Genomic DNA, 16,801 nt, shown 5'->3' with positions numbered 1-16,801 from the left:
GAGTGTACGCGCGTCGTCGGAGCCGACTCCTATCGCTTCTATAGTGTGTCACGGTGACGGCCCACTCATCCAACCTCGCAGGGGTGCTCTCCGCGGCGCGCGGGCGCCTGATGGCCGTGCGCGTCGGACCGAGCGTGCTCTGGTGGATCACCGCCGCAGCTCTTGCGGCCGCGTGCGCCGCGCTCCTGCTGCGTTGGATGGGATTCGCGACATGGTGGCTCGCCGCATGGCCGGCCGTGGGCGCCCTCGTGGCACTCGTTCGCGGCTGGGCGTCGCGGATGACGCTGCTTGACGCCGCCGTCGCCGTTGATCACACGCATGGATTCAAGGACACGCTGTCCACCGCGTGGTCTGCGGATCGCGGGGCGCTCGTGGACGAGGCGTTCGCGGCGTTGCACCGGGAGCAGACGGGTCAGTGCTTGCGGCGCATCGATCTCTCGCGACTTGGAGGCATGCCCGCGGGAAGCACCATCGCAGCCAGCATCGGGTCGATCGTGCTCCTCGCTGTAGCGCTCGCGCTGCCGTGGCCAGCGGCGCGCGACGGTTTGGCTGTGAGGGAGTCGAGCGAGCGCATCGCCGCGCGGGAGCGCGAGCAAAGCGAACGCGACTTCACCGAGACTACGCCAGTCGATGAATTGCCCCAGCTCGCCGATCGCATCGAACAGTTGGCGCAGGATGGCGACCTTGCCGAGGCGGAGAAGGCTGTTGAGGAACTTGAGCGTCGCATGGAAGAACTCGCGCGGCGTCGACGCGAGCGCTCTGCGAGCGACCCATCGGCTGACCTCGATCGTCGTGAGCGGGAGGCGCTGCTCGACGGCGCTTCGCGCCTGGGCGAAGCTGCGGAAGCACTCGCCGCAGACTCAGTCGCGTTGCGCGGCGACGATGCGCGAGACGAACTCGCGACGGGTGACTTGCCTTCCGCGGACCCGGAGGCGCTTGCGCGGCGCGCCGAGGGAGCGCCCGAGACTACGGATGCAGGAGCGACGACGAACCCAGGCCCGCCGACGACCGCGGGCGAGGCACCGAAACCGAGCGACTCCCGACGGCCGGCCGAGCCTGAGGCGACGAATGCTCGCGTCGATGGCAAGGAGATGGAGAAGCCGACTCCGCCGAAGGACGCGACGGCAGCGGATCGCCCGGCGGATCCGCCGCGCTTGCAGGACGCGGATCGAGCTCGCGATTCGAAGGGTGCGGAGAGCCCGACAAGCGACTCCACCAACCGGCGCGATGGCGGGACGACCCCGGCGCCTGAGAAGCCTGAGGCGTCGGAAGCGAACGACTCGTCCAGCGGTCGGGAGAAGGGCGAGACGCCCGAGCGCCATGACCCGGCATCGGCACGCGATTCCCGCGATTCGGCGTCCAAAGGCGAGCGCCGCGATTCGACCGGCAACGAACCAAACGGCGAGCCGCAGCGGAGCCGTGGAACCCGCGACCAGCAAGGTGCGCCCGGCGAGCGAGGGGCGTCGACGCGAGATCCACGCAACGAACGAGAGACGACGGCCAAGAGAGATCAGCCCGGCGAGCGAGAGGCGTCGGCGCGAGATACGCGCGGCGAGCGAGAGACCACGACAAAGGGAGATCAGCCCGGCGAGCGGGAGGCGACGCCCGCGAGCGGTCCGCGTGAGAGCGCTCGTCGCGAAGGGTCCGAGACGCGAGAGGGACGAGAGCAACAGAAGAGTGGTGATCGCGCCGATCGCGCCAACCAAACCGAGCAGCGCGAGGTCCGCGAGCGAGATCCCGCCAAGGCTCCCGATTCGCGGGAGATGATGGAACGCGAGCCCTCGGACGGCGAATGTGACGGTGGCGCCGCCTCCGACGACGATGCTTCGTCGCGCCGATCCCCACGGGAACCGCGAAGCGAGGGCGAACGGCGCGAGGAGCTTCGCAGGCGGCTCGAGGAACTCTCGCGAGAGCTGGGAGATCAGGCGTCTCGAGCTGGCGACCGCGCCGAGGACCGCGGCGCGCCGTCGCCCGAGCACAATGGCGCCGATCGCCGTGATCGCTCGCCGATGACCGCGAGCGAGTCAGACGATCCTTCAACGGCGGAAGGTGCCACGCGCGCCGCTCGTCCCGATGGACGGCCCGGTCAGTCGCGCATCGCCGGAACTGGTGACGGCGCTGCGGTTGATGGAGTGACCGACGGTGGCCGGAACACTCCGCGCACCATCTACGAGGTCGACGCCACGGGCGCAGGGGCCCCACCCACCGGCGAACTCGAAGGCTTCGCGCCGCGGGATGCCGCCGCACCGGCGCTTGATGGAACGAAGGTCCCCATGCCGACCGGTCGCGGAGCGACAGGGACTCGATCACCCACGATCGATCCCTCGGTGGCCCCCCGCTTCCGCCCGCTGCTCGAACGCTACTTCGAACGCGTGCGCAGCGCGCCTTCCGCACCTGTTGATCGCTCTCCCGGAACTGGGCCGTGACACTCCGGTTCGATGAGCCAGCGTGGTTCTGGGCGCTTCTGCTGCTGCCGCCCCTGCTGGTCACCTGGTTCGCGCTGGGACGACTCGCTGCCGGGCGCCGCAGCGCCGCCGTGCTTCTTCGCGTGCTTGCGGTGGCCGCGGTGGTGATGTCGCTCGCGCGACCTCAACTTCTGGCCACGCAGGAGTCGATCGCCGTTGTCGGCGTCCTTGATGTGAGCGGGTCAATGGTCCGCTTTGCAGAGACGCCTCCCGACGAGCTGCGCCAGGCGTTCATGCGCGCCGCGTCGACCAAGGCTCCGCAGGATCGCGTCGGCCTCGTTCTCTTCGACGGACGGGCCCGCGCCGCGATGATCCCCACGGCCCTTCCGCGATCGCTCGATGCCGTCGATGGTGCCTTGCATGACGGCACGGCGCTTAGCGAAGCCGTGGCGCTCGCCCGTGCATTGATCCCCGCGGGCGAGGGAGGCCGACTGGTGGTCATCAGCGACGGCCTCGAAACGATCGGCCGAAGCGAAGCGGTGGCCGAGCTGCTGGCCACCGATCGAATCGCGGTCGACACCGTGCTGGTGCCGCTTGCCCCGCTCGACGATGTGGCCATCGATAGCTTCGACCTTCCCGCGACGGCACTTCCGCGCTCGGTCATCTCCACGCTCGTGACGCTTCGCGCGACGGCACCGACCACGGGCACCGTGCGCTTCCTTCGTGACGGGCGCCCCCTTCCTCTTCAAGGCTCAGGTGCTGGCGGCGATGGTCTCTCCGTCGAACTCGCGCCGGGCACGACGACCATCCGAGTGCAGCTTCCCATTGGTGATGGTCCAGTTCACCAGCTCGATGTCGTCTTCGAGCCCGATGATCCCGATGCCGATCGCATCGTCGAGAACAGCCGCGCCCGGCGCGTGGTGGCGGTGCCTGCCGGGCGAAGTGTGCTCGCGCTCGGGCGCGAGGGTGCCGCGAGCCCCGGCGATGCGTGGCTCGAAGCTGCGGGCTTTGACATCCGTCGCCTTCCCGCCGATGCCCTGCCGGAAGATCCGCTCTGGCTCGCTGGGTTCGACCTTGTGCTCCTTGACAATGTCTCCGCCGCCGAACTCTCGCCTTCTGCGCAGCAGTTGATCGTCGACCATGTGCAGCGGATCGGAGGTGGCTTGATCTGCACCGGTGGTCCGAACTCCTTTGCGCCGGGCGGATGGAAGGGCTCCCAGATTGCCCAACTGCTCCCAGTCGAGATCGAACCGCCGGGAGAGAAGCGGCGACCGCGGACGGCCGTCGTCTTCGTGATCGATCGCTCCGGGTCGATGCGCGCGCCGGTGGCCGGTGCTCGCGCAACTCAGCAGGAAGTGGCCAATGAAGCGACGGTGCTCGCCATCGAGAGCATCGGCCCCCGCGCATATGTGGGTGTCATCGCCTTCGACAGTGTGCCCTCGACCATCGTGCCGATCGCGCCGCTCGATGACCCCGCGTCAGCGGTCGCCCGCGTGCGGCGAATCACCCCCGATGGCGGTACCGCGATCGGTGCGGCCCTCCGCGCCGCACTGGATGCGCTCGACACAGTGACCGATGTCGATCGTCGCATGGTGGTACTCCTGACCGACGGCGTCGGGAGTGACGGGCGGCTGCTCGTGCAGCAGACGGAGCGCGCCGCGAAATCGGGCGTCGCCGTCACGACCATCGCCATCGGCGATCAGACTGATGACGCCTCACTTGATCGAGTGGCACAGGCGACGGGTGGCCTCTTCCGATCGGTCCGCAATCCTCGCGTGCTGCCCCGCGTGCTCATCGAGTCTGTGCAGGTGCTCAATCGACCTCTTCTGCGCGAGGGCGTGATCGAGGTGACGCCGGTCGGCTTGGACGAGGCCGCGCTTCTGCTCGCCTCCGCACCGGCGCTCCGGGGGACGGTCATTCTCGGCCCGCTCCGCTCCGCCGATGCGACGCTTGATGCGCAGAGCGACCTCGGCGAGCCACTCGTGGCTCGATGGCCCGCCGGTGTCGGACGCGTGGCCGTCTTCGCATCGGAGTTCAGCGGACCGTGGTCGGAGCCATGGCAGCAGTGGAGCGGTGCCGCCGCCTTCTGGGAGAGGATGGCGCGATGGGCGGCCCGCTCGCCCACTTCCGCGCCAGTGGCCGCCGAAGCGCGCATTGAGGATGGCCGCTTCGTGGTCACACTCGAAGCGGCCGCCGCTGATGCCATCTCCGGCGCAGTCGTGGATGGAATCGCCCGTTCCCCCCAAGGCGATCGCGTGCCATTCTCTCTCAGGCGCGTGGCGCCGCGTCGCTTTGTTGGAACAACCGAAGCGACCGAGAGCGGACCGTGGCTCGCCGTGCTTTCCCCGCGCGGCGTCGATGGACCACTTCCACCAATGCTCGCCGCAGCGGTGGCGCCCGAGGGCATCGAGTACGAGCGCCATGAGGCCGACGCAGCGCCACTCCGCGCCCTGCAAGTTGCCACCGGCGGACGCGAGATTCCGTTGAGTGAACTCGCCTCGACCAATCTCTTCGTTCGAGATGGCCTGCAACTCGGTGTGCGGGAGCGAAGTCTGTCGGCGCTGCTGCTGATGCTCGCGGGCCTTCTCTTCGTCGCCGATGCGGCGCTTCGGCGCTTCGCGCTGCGCAAGCAGATGATCGCAGAGGCGATCACGATCACCCAAGCGCAGGGGCGCGAGGCTGCGGCGCTCGCCTCCAGCCGACCGTCGCGCGGCTCAGCCCGTTCGCGATCGGACACTACAGATGGCGGAACCGGGGATGAAGTCTCCGCGCCAGCGCCTGCGCGCGATCGAGCCGCCGCACCGGCCGTGGCACCCGAGCCTCGCCGTCGCTCCGTTGAGGATGCTCCCCTGCCACAGGTCGCCGCCGCGCCGTCGGCCGACGAAATCAAGGCGGCCCTTGCCGCACTTCGGGGCGGCGGCGCAGCGGGAGCCGGGAGCACCAAGGGGGAGCGTGCATCGGACGCCTCGCCCACGACTGATGTGCCTTCCTCGGGCGGCCGCGAGGGGAATGAGAGCCTCGACGCGCTGCGACGGGCGCGGGATCGGTCGCGTATATTCCCGCCATGACTTTGACGACCCGATCGAGCCGCGACCGGCACATTGCATGGTGCTCCCACCGCGACTCGAAGCTGTCCCGACGCCGGGTGCTTCCGGCGTTGGCAACCCTGACGCTCCTGACGACACTCGCCGCCTGCTCGGCGCCGAACGGTTCATCGTCGGCGAACTCGAGCGCGGCGACCGGTGCGGATGCGACGACTGCCGCGCAGCAGCGCGTGGAGCAGCTTCGAAGTCAGCTCGATCGTGACCTCCTCGCCGGGCCAAGCGTCGCCGAAGGCCTCGGATATCGAACGCTTTGGCAGACTCGCATCAGCATGAGCCCGGGCGCCACGCTGCGCGGTGCCGACTGCACCCCCGAAGAAGTCTTCGTCTGGGACTCGAATGCGATCTTCACCCGCCTCAGGCCATCGAGTGGTGATGCGCTCTGGCAGGCGGCGAGCACGAGCCGGGTCGATCGCATCCTCTCCGTGCTGGCGATCGACATTGCGGGGGCGCCATCCCGTGTGGCGCTGCTGACCGACACGCAGTGCATGATTTTCGATGCGAGCAATGGAACCTTCGTTGATGTCCAGCGCTTCCGACGCATGGCCAATACGCCTGCGGCAGAGCGCCCGCCCTTCCTGATCTACGGCACGCAGGCTGGGCAGGTGGTCTGGCACGATTACATCATCGGTAGTGCCAGCCATGTTTCCGAGCAGGCGGGGCAGTTCATTCAGGCGCCTCGGCTCATCGGCAATGTCCTCGTCGCCGCGAGCACCGGTGGCGCCGTCGCGGCGTATCAGGCGTCGACTGGTCGCCTGATCTGGGAGCAGAGTCTCGGCGCGCGTATTGACGCCCGACCCGCGGCCAATGAGCGCGCCGTCTGGGTTCCGAGCCACGATCAGTACCTGAGCTGCCTTTCACTGAGCGATGGCCGCATTCTCTGGCGCTACTTCACTCAAGCGCGGATGTCGGAGAGTCCGACGCTTCTCCTGGACAGCCTCTACCTTCAGCTTCCGGGAGAGGGACTCGTGTCGTTTGACCCACTTTCGCCGGATCGCTTCGAGGGCACTGTGCGATGGCGCTCCCCCGAGGTGCGCGGCGACATCGTCGGCGCATGCCGCGCCGGGCTCGTCGCCTGGGACCCCGCGCTGCGTCGGCTGACCCTGCTCGAAGAGCGCACCGGCTCGATCATTCGTTCGTTCGATCTGCCCGGTGTCGTTGACCTCAACATGACCGAGCCGGTCGATGGCGACTTCGTGCTGGTCGGCGAGGATGGTCGTGTCCAGCGGCTGACCCCCATCGTGCGTCGGACCCAGGCGCGCTCGTGAGAGTGCAGAGGAGCGCCAGGTCATGAGTGGCGCCTCGTCGATCTCCCGCGCCCTTGTCTCGGTGCATGACAAGAGCGGCCTCATCGAACTCGTGCGCGGGTTGCAGGCGCACGGCGTGGAAGTGCTCTCGACCGGCGGCACCGCGCGGGCAATCGCCGAAGCGGGCGTGCCGGTCACGCCCATCGACGCTGTCACCGGGTTCCCGGAGATGCTGGACGGCCGGGTGAAGACGCTGCACCCCGCGGTCCATGGCGGCATTCTTCACCGGCGGGATGATCCGGCCCATGTCGCCGCGATTCATGCGCAGGGCATTCGCCCGATCGACCTCGTGATCGTCAATCTCTATCCCTTCGAGGCGACCATCGCCCGAAGCGGTGTCACCTTCGACGAGGTGATCGAGCAGATCGACATCGGCGGACCTTCGATGGTGCGCAGCGCCGCGAAGAACCACGCCTTCGTCACTGTCATCACTGACCCGTCGCAGTACGAGGGCCTGCTGTCTGAAATGCGGGAGCATGGCGGCGGAACCAGCGCGGCGTTCCGTCGAACCTGCGCCGCAGCGGCATTCGCCCGCACCGCGATCTATGACGGCGCCATCGCCGCATGGATGAGCGCGCAGAACGGTGCTGCGTATCCCCCTGTCCTTCTCATGCCCCTCGTGCTGGAGAGTGAACTCCGATACGGTGAGAACCCCCATCAGGCCGCCGCCGCCTATCGCGACCCCGCATGGCGCGGCGCGACGATCGTCGGCGGTCAGAGCCGCGGCGCGAAAGCGCTCTCCTACAACAATCTGCTCGATGCCTCGGCTGCCTTCGAAGCCGCGTGTGATCTCGCGCTGCTCGATGAGCGCCGAGTCGCGGCGTGCGTGGTGAAGCACACGAATCCCTGCGGCGCCGCGCTGGCGGTCACCGCGCGCGATGCCTGCATGGCGGCGTGGGCGGGCGATCCGCTTGCGGCATATGGCGGAATTGTGGCGCTCTCCGCGGAGCTTGACCTCGACGCGGCGGAGGCGCTCGCCGAGGGCGACCGCTTCGTGGAGGTGATCGTGGCACCATCGATCGCGCCAGAAGCGCGGGAGCGTCTCGCTGCGCGATGGAAGAACCTGCGGCTCGTCGAAACCGGTCCGATCGAGCGAGCGCCAGCACCGCGCCAGGGCACCGCTGACTGGCAGGTTCGCTCCATTCTCGGAGGCTGGCTCGTCCAGGAGCGCGACGCGGCCATCGAAGATCCGGCGCACTACCACCACGCGGCGGGACCGGCTCCCTCGCCCGACACACTGCGCGAAGCCGCCTTCGCCATGACTGTCGCCAAGCACTTGAAGAGCAATGCCATCTGCGTCGTGCGGAATGGTGAGTTGCTCGGCGCAGGGGCCGGCCAGATGGACCGCGTCTCAGCCTGCGGTATCGCCGTGTCGAAGGCGACTCAGCGCCTCGGGGAGTCATCCTCGATGCCCGCGGTTGCCGCGTCCGACGCCTTCTTCCCCTTTGCGGACGGCCCGCGTGTGCTCATCGACGCCGGCGTGCGCGTCATCGTGCATCCCGGCGGCAGCAAGCGCGACGAGGAGACCTTCGCGCTCTGCAACGAGCGCGGCGTGACCTGCCTCATCACTGGTCGGCGCCACTTCCGTCACTGACGCGCCGTCGCCGCCGCGACCGAACGCGGTTGGCGAGGTGGCAGCGGATACTTCGAGACAAACTCGGGCTTCAGGAAGAAGTAGTACATGGTGCCCTCGGCGTACTGGCCGCCCGCAATGATCTCTGCGGCCTTGCCCTGCCCCATGTAGATGTCGCCTCGACCTGGCGCCTTGATCGCGCCACCCGTGTCCTGATCGAGCATGAAACGCCGGAAAGTCTGCTGCTGCCCGCCGAAGTTGATCGACTTCGTGTCGACATAGACGACGCCACCCGGCGGATAGACCTTCTTATCCGTGGCGAGCGTCTCCTTCTCTGTGACGCGCACGCCGAGACTGCCCGCGGGCCAGTTGCTTCCGTCATAGGTGGTGAAGAAGACCATGTTCTCGTTCCGCCACATGAGGTTCAGCACGGTGTGGGGATCGCGCTGGTACTCATCCATGATGGCCTTCAGGCTGATCTTGTCGCGAGCGATGATGCCCTCCTCGATCATCGACTTGCCGAGCCCGACATAGGGGCGCCCAGTCTTGCCTGCGTACCCGATGAACATGTTCGTGTTGTCGGGCAGGAGGATCTTTGCGCTGCCGTTCACCTCCACGATGTAGACATCGAGCGGTGAGCGCAGCCAGACCAGTTCATTGCCTTCGAAGGCGTTGCTCTGGAGCAACTCGCGGCGCGAGGGCCACTCGCCGATCGAGCCGTCGGCGCGACGACGACCCTGCGGTTCTCCTGTGAAGGAGTCGGTCACAAGATCAGACGGCCGCTTGTAAACGGGGAAGCTGAACTCAGCGCTGCGCGTGAGGCTGCCTCGGAACTCCGGTGTGTAGTACCCCGTGAAGAGCACCACACCCTGACCGTTGTAGCCCACTGTCTGCCAGACATCGAACTCTCGACGGATGCGCTCGATGAACGCGGCTTCGCTCGTCTCCTCGCGCACGATCTGGCGGAACGCGACCACGCTCGCTGCCGCCTGCTCCCATGACGCGTAGAAGTCCCACGGCGCGAGGCGCTGCTTGCTCGACGGCGCCTGGAAGAACTCGATGCTGCGATCGAGCGCCTGGTAAAGAAACGGATCGCGCACGCGCCACGCGGCACCGAGATCGGGCCATGGGTCGTCAGGACCCAGCTTGCGCAGGGCGCGTTCACCGGGGAGAAGCTCTCGGGAATAATCCGGGCCCGCTCCGGGCACCGGCTCCGGATCGCTCTTGCATCCTGCGAGCGCCACTGCGGCTGCGAGAAGCGCCGCACCGAAAAGTCTGCATCCTTGCATGCCCAAAAGATACCCATGCCGATGAAAACAGGGCAACATGCGCGACTGAAGCCCGCCCCGCTATGATTGCGGTGACCGTCTCCCCGGAGCCCCCATGAACGGATTCGACCTGCCTCTTGGCCCCTCGCTGATGCTCGGCTTCTGGACCCCCGGGTTCTGGGAGATCCTTCTCATTCTGATGGCGGGCCTGCTGCTCTTTGGTCGGAGGCTTCCCGAGGTGGGCCGCAGCTTGGGGCGGAGCATCGTCGAGTTCAAGCAGGGCATGCGCGATGTGAAGAGCGAAATCGATCGTGAGCCCTCCCGAGAGCCGGCCGATCCGCGTCGAATTCCAACGCGCGGAGACGCCGTGCCACGCTCGACCGTGGAGGCCGATGAGGCCCACGCCGACCGCTCCTGATTCGCCTTCGGCATTCGATGACCGGGTCGCCGTGATGGCGCTGGCCCTTGTGGAGGGCGCCACACCGCGGCGAGTGGATGGCCTGCGCGGTCATGACCTCGATGAGCGGGCCATTGAGCGGTTGCGCGTGCTCCCCGAGGGCCGCGCCGTCGAAGCCGTCTTGCAGCAGTTGGGTGCCTGGCCTCGATCGATGCTGCGCCTTGCCATTGCGATCGCGGTGGTGCTCGTCGCGCTCGGCAGTGCAGCGCTTGTGACAAGCACCGGCGCCGTCAGCGTGCCGGCCGTGCTCATGGGAACGCTCGGACTTCAGACGGTTCTGCTGATCCTCTGGCTTCTCTCACTCTGTCCGGGGACAGGCCCCCTGCTTCGACGCATCTTTGCGTGGGCGCTGATCGGACCGGCTCGCACGATACGCCGTTTCGGTGCGGAGGTCGGTGAGCGGTGGAGCACTCCCGAGGCGATCTCCGAGTGGATCGGCCGCTGGCGCCGGGGCAGCGAGCGCGATCACGCAGCGGTCTATGCGTCGATGGAAGCGCTCTCGATGGCGTATGCCCCGCGCCGAGGTCTGCTTGCGGCGCTGGTCTATGGCGTCTGGTCCAACGCCGCGTGGCTCGCGGCCAACGCGCTGATGCTCGTGGTGCTCGCGATGCAGCTTCTTCGAAGCCGCACCTACACGCTCCACAGCGGGCTCATCAGTCCGGAGCTTTCGCGATCGTGGATCGAGCCGCTCGTGACGACGCTCTCCACACTCATGCCTGCATCGATGCTGCCCGATGCCGAAGCGCTCTCGCGAGCGGCGCTTGATCCCGGCGGCATTGCGCCCGACAGTTGGCGCTGGGGCACGCTCATTCTTGCGACGGTCGTGCTGCTCGGAGTGGTGCCGAGAACGCTGGCCCTGTTCCTTGCGCTCGTGCTATTGCCGGTCGCAAGGCGGCGGTGGCGCATCCCATGGGATGACGCTCGACTCGCGGCGACTCAGGGTGTGATTGAAGCGTCGCTGCCCCCGGTCACGATTCTCGCTCGGGAGCGCCCCGCGGACGACTCGGTACACAACGCAGCCCCAGGGTTCGCGCGATCACCGGGAGCCATGGTCAATGCGACCTCTGCGGCGTTTGTCGCGGAGCCGACGCGAGGCGCCTCGGCCGAGGTCCGTGGTCGGCCCGGCGCATGCCTCGCCTTTCTTCGGTTGGGTGATGCGTCGGCCGTGCAGTGCTTCCTTCGCTCTGTTCGCACCGATGCCGCGCACGAAGGCGCGCTGGCTTCAGCCATTGACCTCGGCTGTCTCACGGATGGCGGATTGGACGCCGCCGAGCGTGCTGCGGCGCAACTCGCGCATGAGCAACCTGCGCTGCTGCTCCTTCTTTGTGCGCTCTCGATGGCACCGCGCCGTGGCGTTGCCGATCTGCTTGATCCTCTGCGTCGTGTGGCTTCCGTCGAGGTTGCCGCCGTGCTGAGCGGCGCCGCCCCGTTGCGACGCGGCGGTGCGCCCGAAGATCTCGAGCGGACCATTCACTCATGGCGCAGTGTGCTTGAGCGCAGCGGAGTGCGGCGGATCATCGAACTGGATGGCGCACTCCCCTCCCCACGCATCGACGAGCTCTGCGCCGGCCTGCGATCCGGGCATGTCATCGCCACCGCGCGGGTCGGACGGCTGGAGAGTGCGCTTGGGGCCATCGCTGACGCGATCGCCTCGTGGGGCGATCGAACCTTGACCGGCGACGACGCACGGCGTCTTCTCAACCGGATTGGCGCGATCTACGGCGCTCCGAACATCACCGACGAGGCACCGTTCATCATGTCGAGGCACGATCCGTTGACGGCCGGCGAGGTCGTCGCAGCCCGGGCGATTGACCTCGCCGAGCGGAGCACCGGATTCGCCACGCTCGAGGCACGGAGGCGCGGCGAGGCCCTTCGTGCTGCGGCGATCGATGATGCGCTGGCGCTCGCGGTGGAATTGGAGCTTCAGGGCTGCGGCGAGGTCCTGATCTCCCGCGCTGTGCAGGCGGTCCGCACCGCATGGTCGGCACACGGTGACAATCAGGCTCACACGCAGGTCGCTCTTCGCGCGGTCGCGTCGATCATGGACGACTCCGGAGTCGCCTCTCATGGCTGAGCCGCTGCTGATCGGAGTTGTCGGCCAGGTGAACGCGGGGAAGAGCAGCGTGCATGAGTCGCTCCTTCGCTATCGCGATCCTCAGGCCGTGAGCGCCGAGCCAGGCTGGACGCGCGAAGTGCGCGCGATGGACCTTCGCGTCTCTGCCGATGGCGACAACCGAATCGGCCAGGGCCATGGCCGTGGCGAAGTGGCCGCGCGACTCCTTGACTTCCCGGGATTCCAGCGGATCGAGGCGCTCGAACGCATGGTGGATCGCACGCTGCCGAAGGTTGGCGCAGCCGCAGACACGAACGCGGAGCCGACTGCCCGTCCGAGCGAAGCCGACATGGAGCGTCTCCTGCAGGAGATGCGGAAGGAAGGTGACTTCCGGCACGAGGAGCTGGTGACAGAGGGCGCCCGACGATGCCAGGTGCTCCTGCTCGTGGTGGACACGCGCGAAGCGCCGAGCAGCGCGTTTGAGAGCGAGCGACGACTCCTGACGCGGTTGACCGGGCTCAAGCCCATCATCCTGCTCAATTGCACCGCGCATCAGGCATCGCGCGTGGCTGCATGGCAGGAGGCGCTTCGAGCCGACACCGAGCCAGCCCTGCCCTTTGACGCGTGGCATCTTGCGTGGGCGCATGAATTGGCGCTGTGGCGCCGGGTGCTCGCCCGAGTTGCCGCGTCGCCGGCGCATGCCGCCATCGCTCGGGCGATCCTTCATGATCGCGAGCGTCACCGAGCGGAGGCGGATGAAGCCGTCGCGCTCCAGATTGCCGATCTCCTGATCGATGTCGCGGCTGCGCGACGACCCGTGGAACACGCTGACGACAGGAGGGAGCGCCTGGAGGCCGCCCGCGAGCTGATGGAGCGGGCGCGGCGCCGCGAGCAACTCTGTTTCGAAGCCACGCTCTCGCGCCTGGGCTTCCGCAAGGGCGACGCGGTACTGGAAGCGCTCGGCGCGGGCGACGACGCCGCGCTCTCTGATCCATGGTCCGCGAGGGAGATCGCTCGGCGCATGCCGGGCCTCGTCAAGGGGCTCGCCGCCGGAGCTGCGGTGGGAACCGGCGTTGGCGCAGCCACCGGTTTCGTCGTCGATCTCGCCACGATGTTCACGACGATCGGTGCCGCGACGGCGCTCGGTGCCAAGCTCGGTGCTGCCGCCGGCGCGGTCGCAGGCGGCGCATGGGCCATTCGAGACAAGCTCGTCGAACTTCCGCAACTCGGAACGAAGGATGCTCGCCTCTCGCGGGAGGCGATTGAGCTGCTCGCGCTTCGACAGGTGGAAATGTCGCTGGGACTCTTTGGCCGCGGACATGCCGCGCTCGATGTCGCACCGGTCCGCGCGGCGGCGGGCATCGCCCTCGGTGCCGATCAGCGCAGCGCCGTGATCGACATTGTCGGAGGTTTGGTGCAGCACGCTCGGCCCGCGCGATGGAGCACGCTCAACGGGCCCGTCGCGCTCGATGCTTCCGACCGGGTCCGCGCGGTCCGCGACACCCAGCGGCGGCTGGTGGCCGTCCTTGGTTCAGCCGATGGGATCGACGAATCCGAGCCGCCCGCGGCCCCATGAGCAAAACGGCCGAAGACCGGCCGGCCTCCGTCGCATCCACGCAACGGTAAGCTCCCGCCTCCGGCGCCGCAGGCCGCGCAGCGCCGTGACCCACCAGTTGGACATCGCGCCCAGAAAGTTCGAGACATGTTGACTCTCCTCAGGCTCTTCGGTCCTGTCTCGCTCCTTGGCGGCTTGCTCCTGATGGCTGGTTGCGGCGAGCCGCTTCGGCCGGTCCTGGACCCCGCGGAGTTCAAGGCGCGCATCGAGCGCGACAATGCCGCCATGGCTGCGGTCATGGAGGACTCGGTCAGCCGGATCATGCAGCGCGTCGAACAACGCATGGCCGAGGGGAAGGAGACGACCATCAACTTCCTCGCCATCTCCGGCGGTGGAGACTGGGGTGCGTTTGGATCCGGGTTCCTGGTGGGCTGGGGCGAAGCACCCGATCCCCAGTATCGCCGTCCCGATTTCGATGCGGTCACTGGTGTGAGCACCGGTGCGCTGCTGGCACCGTTCGTCTTTGTCGGCACCGATGAGGCGGTGATGGAGGTGGACACCTTCTATCGGAATCCCGAGACCTCATGGATCAAGTCGCGGGGCCTCCTCTTCTTCATGCCATGGAATCCATCGTTCCTGACCATTCCCGGTCTGCGCGAGGACATCGAGAACAGCGCCACCCGGGAGTTCGTCTCCGCCATGGCGGAGCAGTCCCGCAAGGGCAAGGTGCTTATCATCAGTGCGACCGATGTCGACCTCGGGCGCCAGCGATTCTGGGGCATCGGGCCGCTCGCCGAGGCTGCCGAGTCCACGGGCGACCTGAAGTCGGTCACCAGATACATGCTGGCGTCGTCGGCGATTCCTGTCGCGTTTCCACCGGTCGAGATCGACGATGGGCTCTACATCGATGGCGGTGTCACGGCCAATGTCTTCCTGCGTCTGAACACTCAAGATCCGCACTCGTTCCTTCAGCGCTGGATGCAGAAGCACCCCGGTGTCCCTGTTCCCAAGGTGCGATATTGGGTCATCGTGAACAACCAGCTCGAGCAGAGCCCGGCGACGGTACAGCGGCGGTGGCCGGTCATCCTGACCCCTTCGCTCAACACCTCGACGCGGTCGGCGACCATCGCGCAGATTCAGCTCCTCGCCACAGAGGCCTACTACGCCAATAGTCGCTACGGCACCAATATCGAGCTGCGCGTGGTGGCGATCCCCAATGACTGGCGGCCTCCAGTGGATGGCATCTTTGAGAAGGAGACGATGCGTTCCCTGAGTGACCTCGGCCGGAAGATGGGCGCAGATCCATCTTCGTGGCAGTTGTGGGCGGCGCCGTCGGGCCTTGGGCTCACGCCGATCTACGCGCCGTAGTCCTCGCGGCAGCGTCGTGGCCGAAGGGAGCGTCGTCGCTGCGCCGTTCAGCCCGTCCACCCCCCCAGCACGATGCTGATGTCGGCGCCATTGACGACTCCGTCACCATTCAAGTCAGGCGCGCATCCGGCGCACGCACCCCAGGCTCCCAGGATGATCGCGAGGTCGGCGCCGTTGATGTGACTGTCGCAGTTGAAGTCGCCCAGCAGGCCGCCCACCGCGACCGCAACGGTGACTCCCTGACCGTTGACCTTGCCATCGCTCGGTGTCACGGTGCAGGTGAGAAGTGCACCGCACGACGCGCTGTTCCGCGGAATGGCATCGGAGTGCGCCGCGGTCGTCACATCGCGAAGGACTTCCGAACCCCGCTTCCAGACATATCGGTAGCGGACGACATCCCAGTCGAGGTCTTCCTTGGCGCCTTGCGTAAGCACGCGGCAGAAGATGACATCCTGCGGCTGCGGACTCGCCGGATCAAAGGCGGCACCAATCGGCTCAGGCGGCCGATTGAAGGCTGGATCGATCGAGGTGACCATCTCGAAGGGCGCGTCGATCATGAGTTGCCCGTTCAGCTCGAATCGCAGTCTCCATGTGCCGACCATGGGCTGAAGCCAGTCGACGGGCCACGCGAACCAGTTTGACAGCGAACGGAATGACTCCGGGTTTCCCCAGTTCCATGTGGCGTCGTCGGCCAGTGAACCGTCGGGCCTGGTGAATGTCACTCGGATCTGGCACTCGGCCGGGAAGTTCCAGACGAACCACCAGAAGACCACCTCGCTGTCCGTCGTTGCAATCTGCGAGTCGGTCGGCAGCGGCCATGGTTCCCACCACGGCTGAGGAAGATTGAAGAGGTTCGTGCGCGTGATGCCAAAGTCGAAGAGAAGGAGCGCTTCGGTGTCGAGCGGGGACTGATCGAGGAAGTCGCTCGGCCCGGGATTGCAGGCGCCGTGAAATGGCTCGTGAACCTCCCAGCCATTGGGCCCGTTCCGCATGGTCTGAAAGTGAAGGTGGGGTCCCCAACTGTTGCCACTCGAACCGACCATGCCGATCTGCTGCCCGGCGACCACGCTCTCTCCCAAGGTCACGGGGATCGAGTCCTTCTTGAGATGCCAGTACTGACTCTCAAAGCCGTCGCCGTGATCGAGAATCACCAGATTCCCAAGCCAACCGCCGCTGGTGTTCGTGTCCGGGAGACCGTCGTTGACAAAGACGACCACGCCGTCGCGCGCGGCAAAGACTGGGACTCCGATGAACTGTTCGGCGAAGCTGCGGAGAGTGGAGTCGGTGCCCTCATGGCCGTCATAGGTGAACGGCCGGCACTTCCAGTCGTGGAATGAGCCCGACGCGGGATCAAGGTCGACGAAGCCGCCGTTCATGAAGTCGGACCCATTGGTGCCCGCCATTGGATAGAAGCGATACATCGGAGTCGATGCGACATCCCCGTCGCCAGCGACGCCACCTTCCGGCGCGTCAAGCTTGGAGCCCGGCGGGTGCTCCAGGACGATCGGCGGCGCAGGAAGGACGAGGGTCTTTCGATTCGCTTCCACCTTGGTGCGCACAAACTCGAGCACTTCACGAGGGACGCACTGGTGACCATCATGGGCGAGGGCTGCAGGCGTGAGCGTGGCGACAATCGCAATGGCGAGCGGCTTGGCAATGGCAGGCAGCCCCCCACACGCCGAACCACTCCTCCAGACAGACCTGACCCGCCTCA

Annotated in this window: 10 protein-coding genes; 8 read left to right on the top strand and 2 right to left on the bottom strand. The window is 67.2% G+C overall.

What is annotated here, in order from left to right:
* Window positions 1-53 precede the first annotated feature (53 nt).
* From KF724_02475 to purH, 4 genes are read left to right on the top strand one after another with little or no spacing between them, the layout of a single operon-like run.
* Window positions 54-2,426 carry a hypothetical protein gene (locus KF724_02475; GenBank protein MBX3354545.1) on the top strand — a complete coding sequence of 791 codons (2,373 nt, stop codon included), beginning with the start codon at window positions 54-56 and terminating at the stop codon, window positions 2,424-2,426.
* Entirely contained in the window at window positions 2,423-5,473 is a 3,051-nt protein-coding gene (locus KF724_02470; GenBank protein ID MBX3354544.1) for a VWA domain-containing protein, read from the top strand. The genes KF724_02475 and KF724_02470 overlap by 4 nt, the downstream gene beginning before the upstream one ends.
* Window positions 5,470-6,774 carry a PQQ-binding-like beta-propeller repeat protein gene (locus KF724_02465; GenBank protein ID MBX3354543.1) on the top strand — a complete coding sequence of 435 codons (1,305 nt, stop codon included), beginning with the start codon at window positions 5,470-5,472 and terminating at the stop codon, window positions 6,772-6,774. Before KF724_02470 ends, KF724_02465 begins: the two co-directional genes overlap by 4 nt.
* 22 nt (window positions 6,775-6,796) lie before the next feature.
* A complete protein-coding gene (gene purH, locus KF724_02460) occupies window positions 6,797-8,407 on the top strand; it encodes a bifunctional phosphoribosylaminoimidazolecarboxamide formyltransferase/IMP cyclohydrolase (GenBank protein MBX3354542.1) in 1,611 nt (536 codons plus the stop codon).
* Here the strand turns inward: purH and KF724_02455 are convergent.
* A complete protein-coding gene (locus KF724_02455; GenBank protein ID MBX3354541.1) occupies window positions 8,401-9,675 on the bottom strand; it encodes an MltA domain-containing protein in 1,275 nt (424 codons plus the stop codon). The two genes, purH and KF724_02455, sit on opposite strands and share 7 nt — an antisense overlap.
* A 94-nt stretch (window positions 9,676-9,769) precedes the next feature.
* On the opposite strand from KF724_02455, the gene KF724_02450 reads away from it, so the two are divergent.
* The 4 genes from KF724_02450 to KF724_02435 all read left to right on the top strand — a co-directional run bounded on the left by KF724_02450 (window position 9,770) and on the right by KF724_02435 (window position 15,087).
* Window positions 9,770-10,072 carry a twin-arginine translocase TatA/TatE family subunit gene (locus tag KF724_02450; protein ID MBX3354540.1) on the top strand — a complete coding sequence of 101 codons (303 nt, stop codon included), beginning with the start codon at window positions 9,770-9,772 and terminating at the stop codon, window positions 10,070-10,072.
* A 34-nt stretch (window positions 10,073-10,106) separates the two neighbouring features.
* Window positions 10,107-12,185, top strand: a complete 2,079-nt coding sequence (locus tag KF724_02445) for a DUF2868 domain-containing protein (protein MBX3354539.1) — start codon at window positions 10,107-10,109, stop codon at window positions 12,183-12,185.
* Window positions 12,178-13,740: a DUF3482 domain-containing protein gene (locus KF724_02440; protein ID MBX3354538.1), complete on the top strand. Its 1,563-nt coding sequence runs from the start codon at window positions 12,178-12,180 to the stop codon at window positions 13,738-13,740. Before KF724_02445 ends, KF724_02440 begins: the two co-directional genes overlap by 8 nt.
* A gap of 126 nt (window positions 13,741-13,866) precedes the next feature.
* Window positions 13,867-15,087 (top strand): patatin-like phospholipase family protein, encoded by a 1,221-nt coding sequence (locus tag KF724_02435; protein MBX3354537.1) that lies wholly within the window; start codon window positions 13,867-13,869, stop codon window positions 15,085-15,087.
* Window positions 15,088-15,134: 47 nt separating this feature from the next.
* On the opposite strand, the gene KF724_02430 is transcribed toward KF724_02435, so the two are convergent.
* Window positions 15,135-16,646 carry a peptidoglycan DD-metalloendopeptidase family protein gene (locus tag KF724_02430; GenBank protein ID MBX3354536.1) on the bottom strand — a complete coding sequence of 504 codons (1,512 nt, stop codon included), beginning with the start codon at window positions 16,644-16,646 and terminating at the stop codon, window positions 15,135-15,137.
* Window positions 16,647-16,801: the final 155 nt, after the last annotated feature.

The sequence above is a fragment of the Phycisphaeraceae bacterium genome, from assembly GCA_019636735.1.
Classification (GTDB): domain Bacteria; phylum Planctomycetota; class Phycisphaerae; order Phycisphaerales; family SM1A02; genus VGXK01.
Note: the sequence above shows the minus strand (reverse complement) of the source record. Positions and strands in the feature narration are given on the sequence as shown.

Excerpts from the sequence above, each read along its gene's own strand:
- KF724_02445 (MBX3354539.1), top strand. The coding sequence starts at position 10,107 with ATGGCGCTGGCCCTTGTGGAGGGCGCCACACCGCGGCGAGTGGATGGC.
- KF724_02465 (MBX3354543.1), top strand. The coding sequence starts at position 5,470 with ATGACTTTGACGACCCGATCGAGCCGCGACCGGCACATTGCATGGTGC.
- KF724_02455 (MBX3354541.1), bottom strand. The coding sequence starts at position 9,675 with ATGCAAGGATGCAGACTTTTCGGTGCGGCGCTTCTCGCAGCCGCAGTG.
- KF724_02435 (MBX3354537.1), top strand. The coding sequence starts at position 13,867 with ATGTTGACTCTCCTCAGGCTCTTCGGTCCTGTCTCGCTCCTTGGCGGC.
- KF724_02440 (MBX3354538.1), top strand. The coding sequence starts at position 12,178 with ATGGCTGAGCCGCTGCTGATCGGAGTTGTCGGCCAGGTGAACGCGGGG.
- KF724_02450 (MBX3354540.1), top strand. The coding sequence starts at position 9,770 with ATGAACGGATTCGACCTGCCTCTTGGCCCCTCGCTGATGCTCGGCTTC.
- purH (MBX3354542.1), top strand. The coding sequence starts at position 6,797 with ATGAGTGGCGCCTCGTCGATCTCCCGCGCCCTTGTCTCGGTGCATGAC.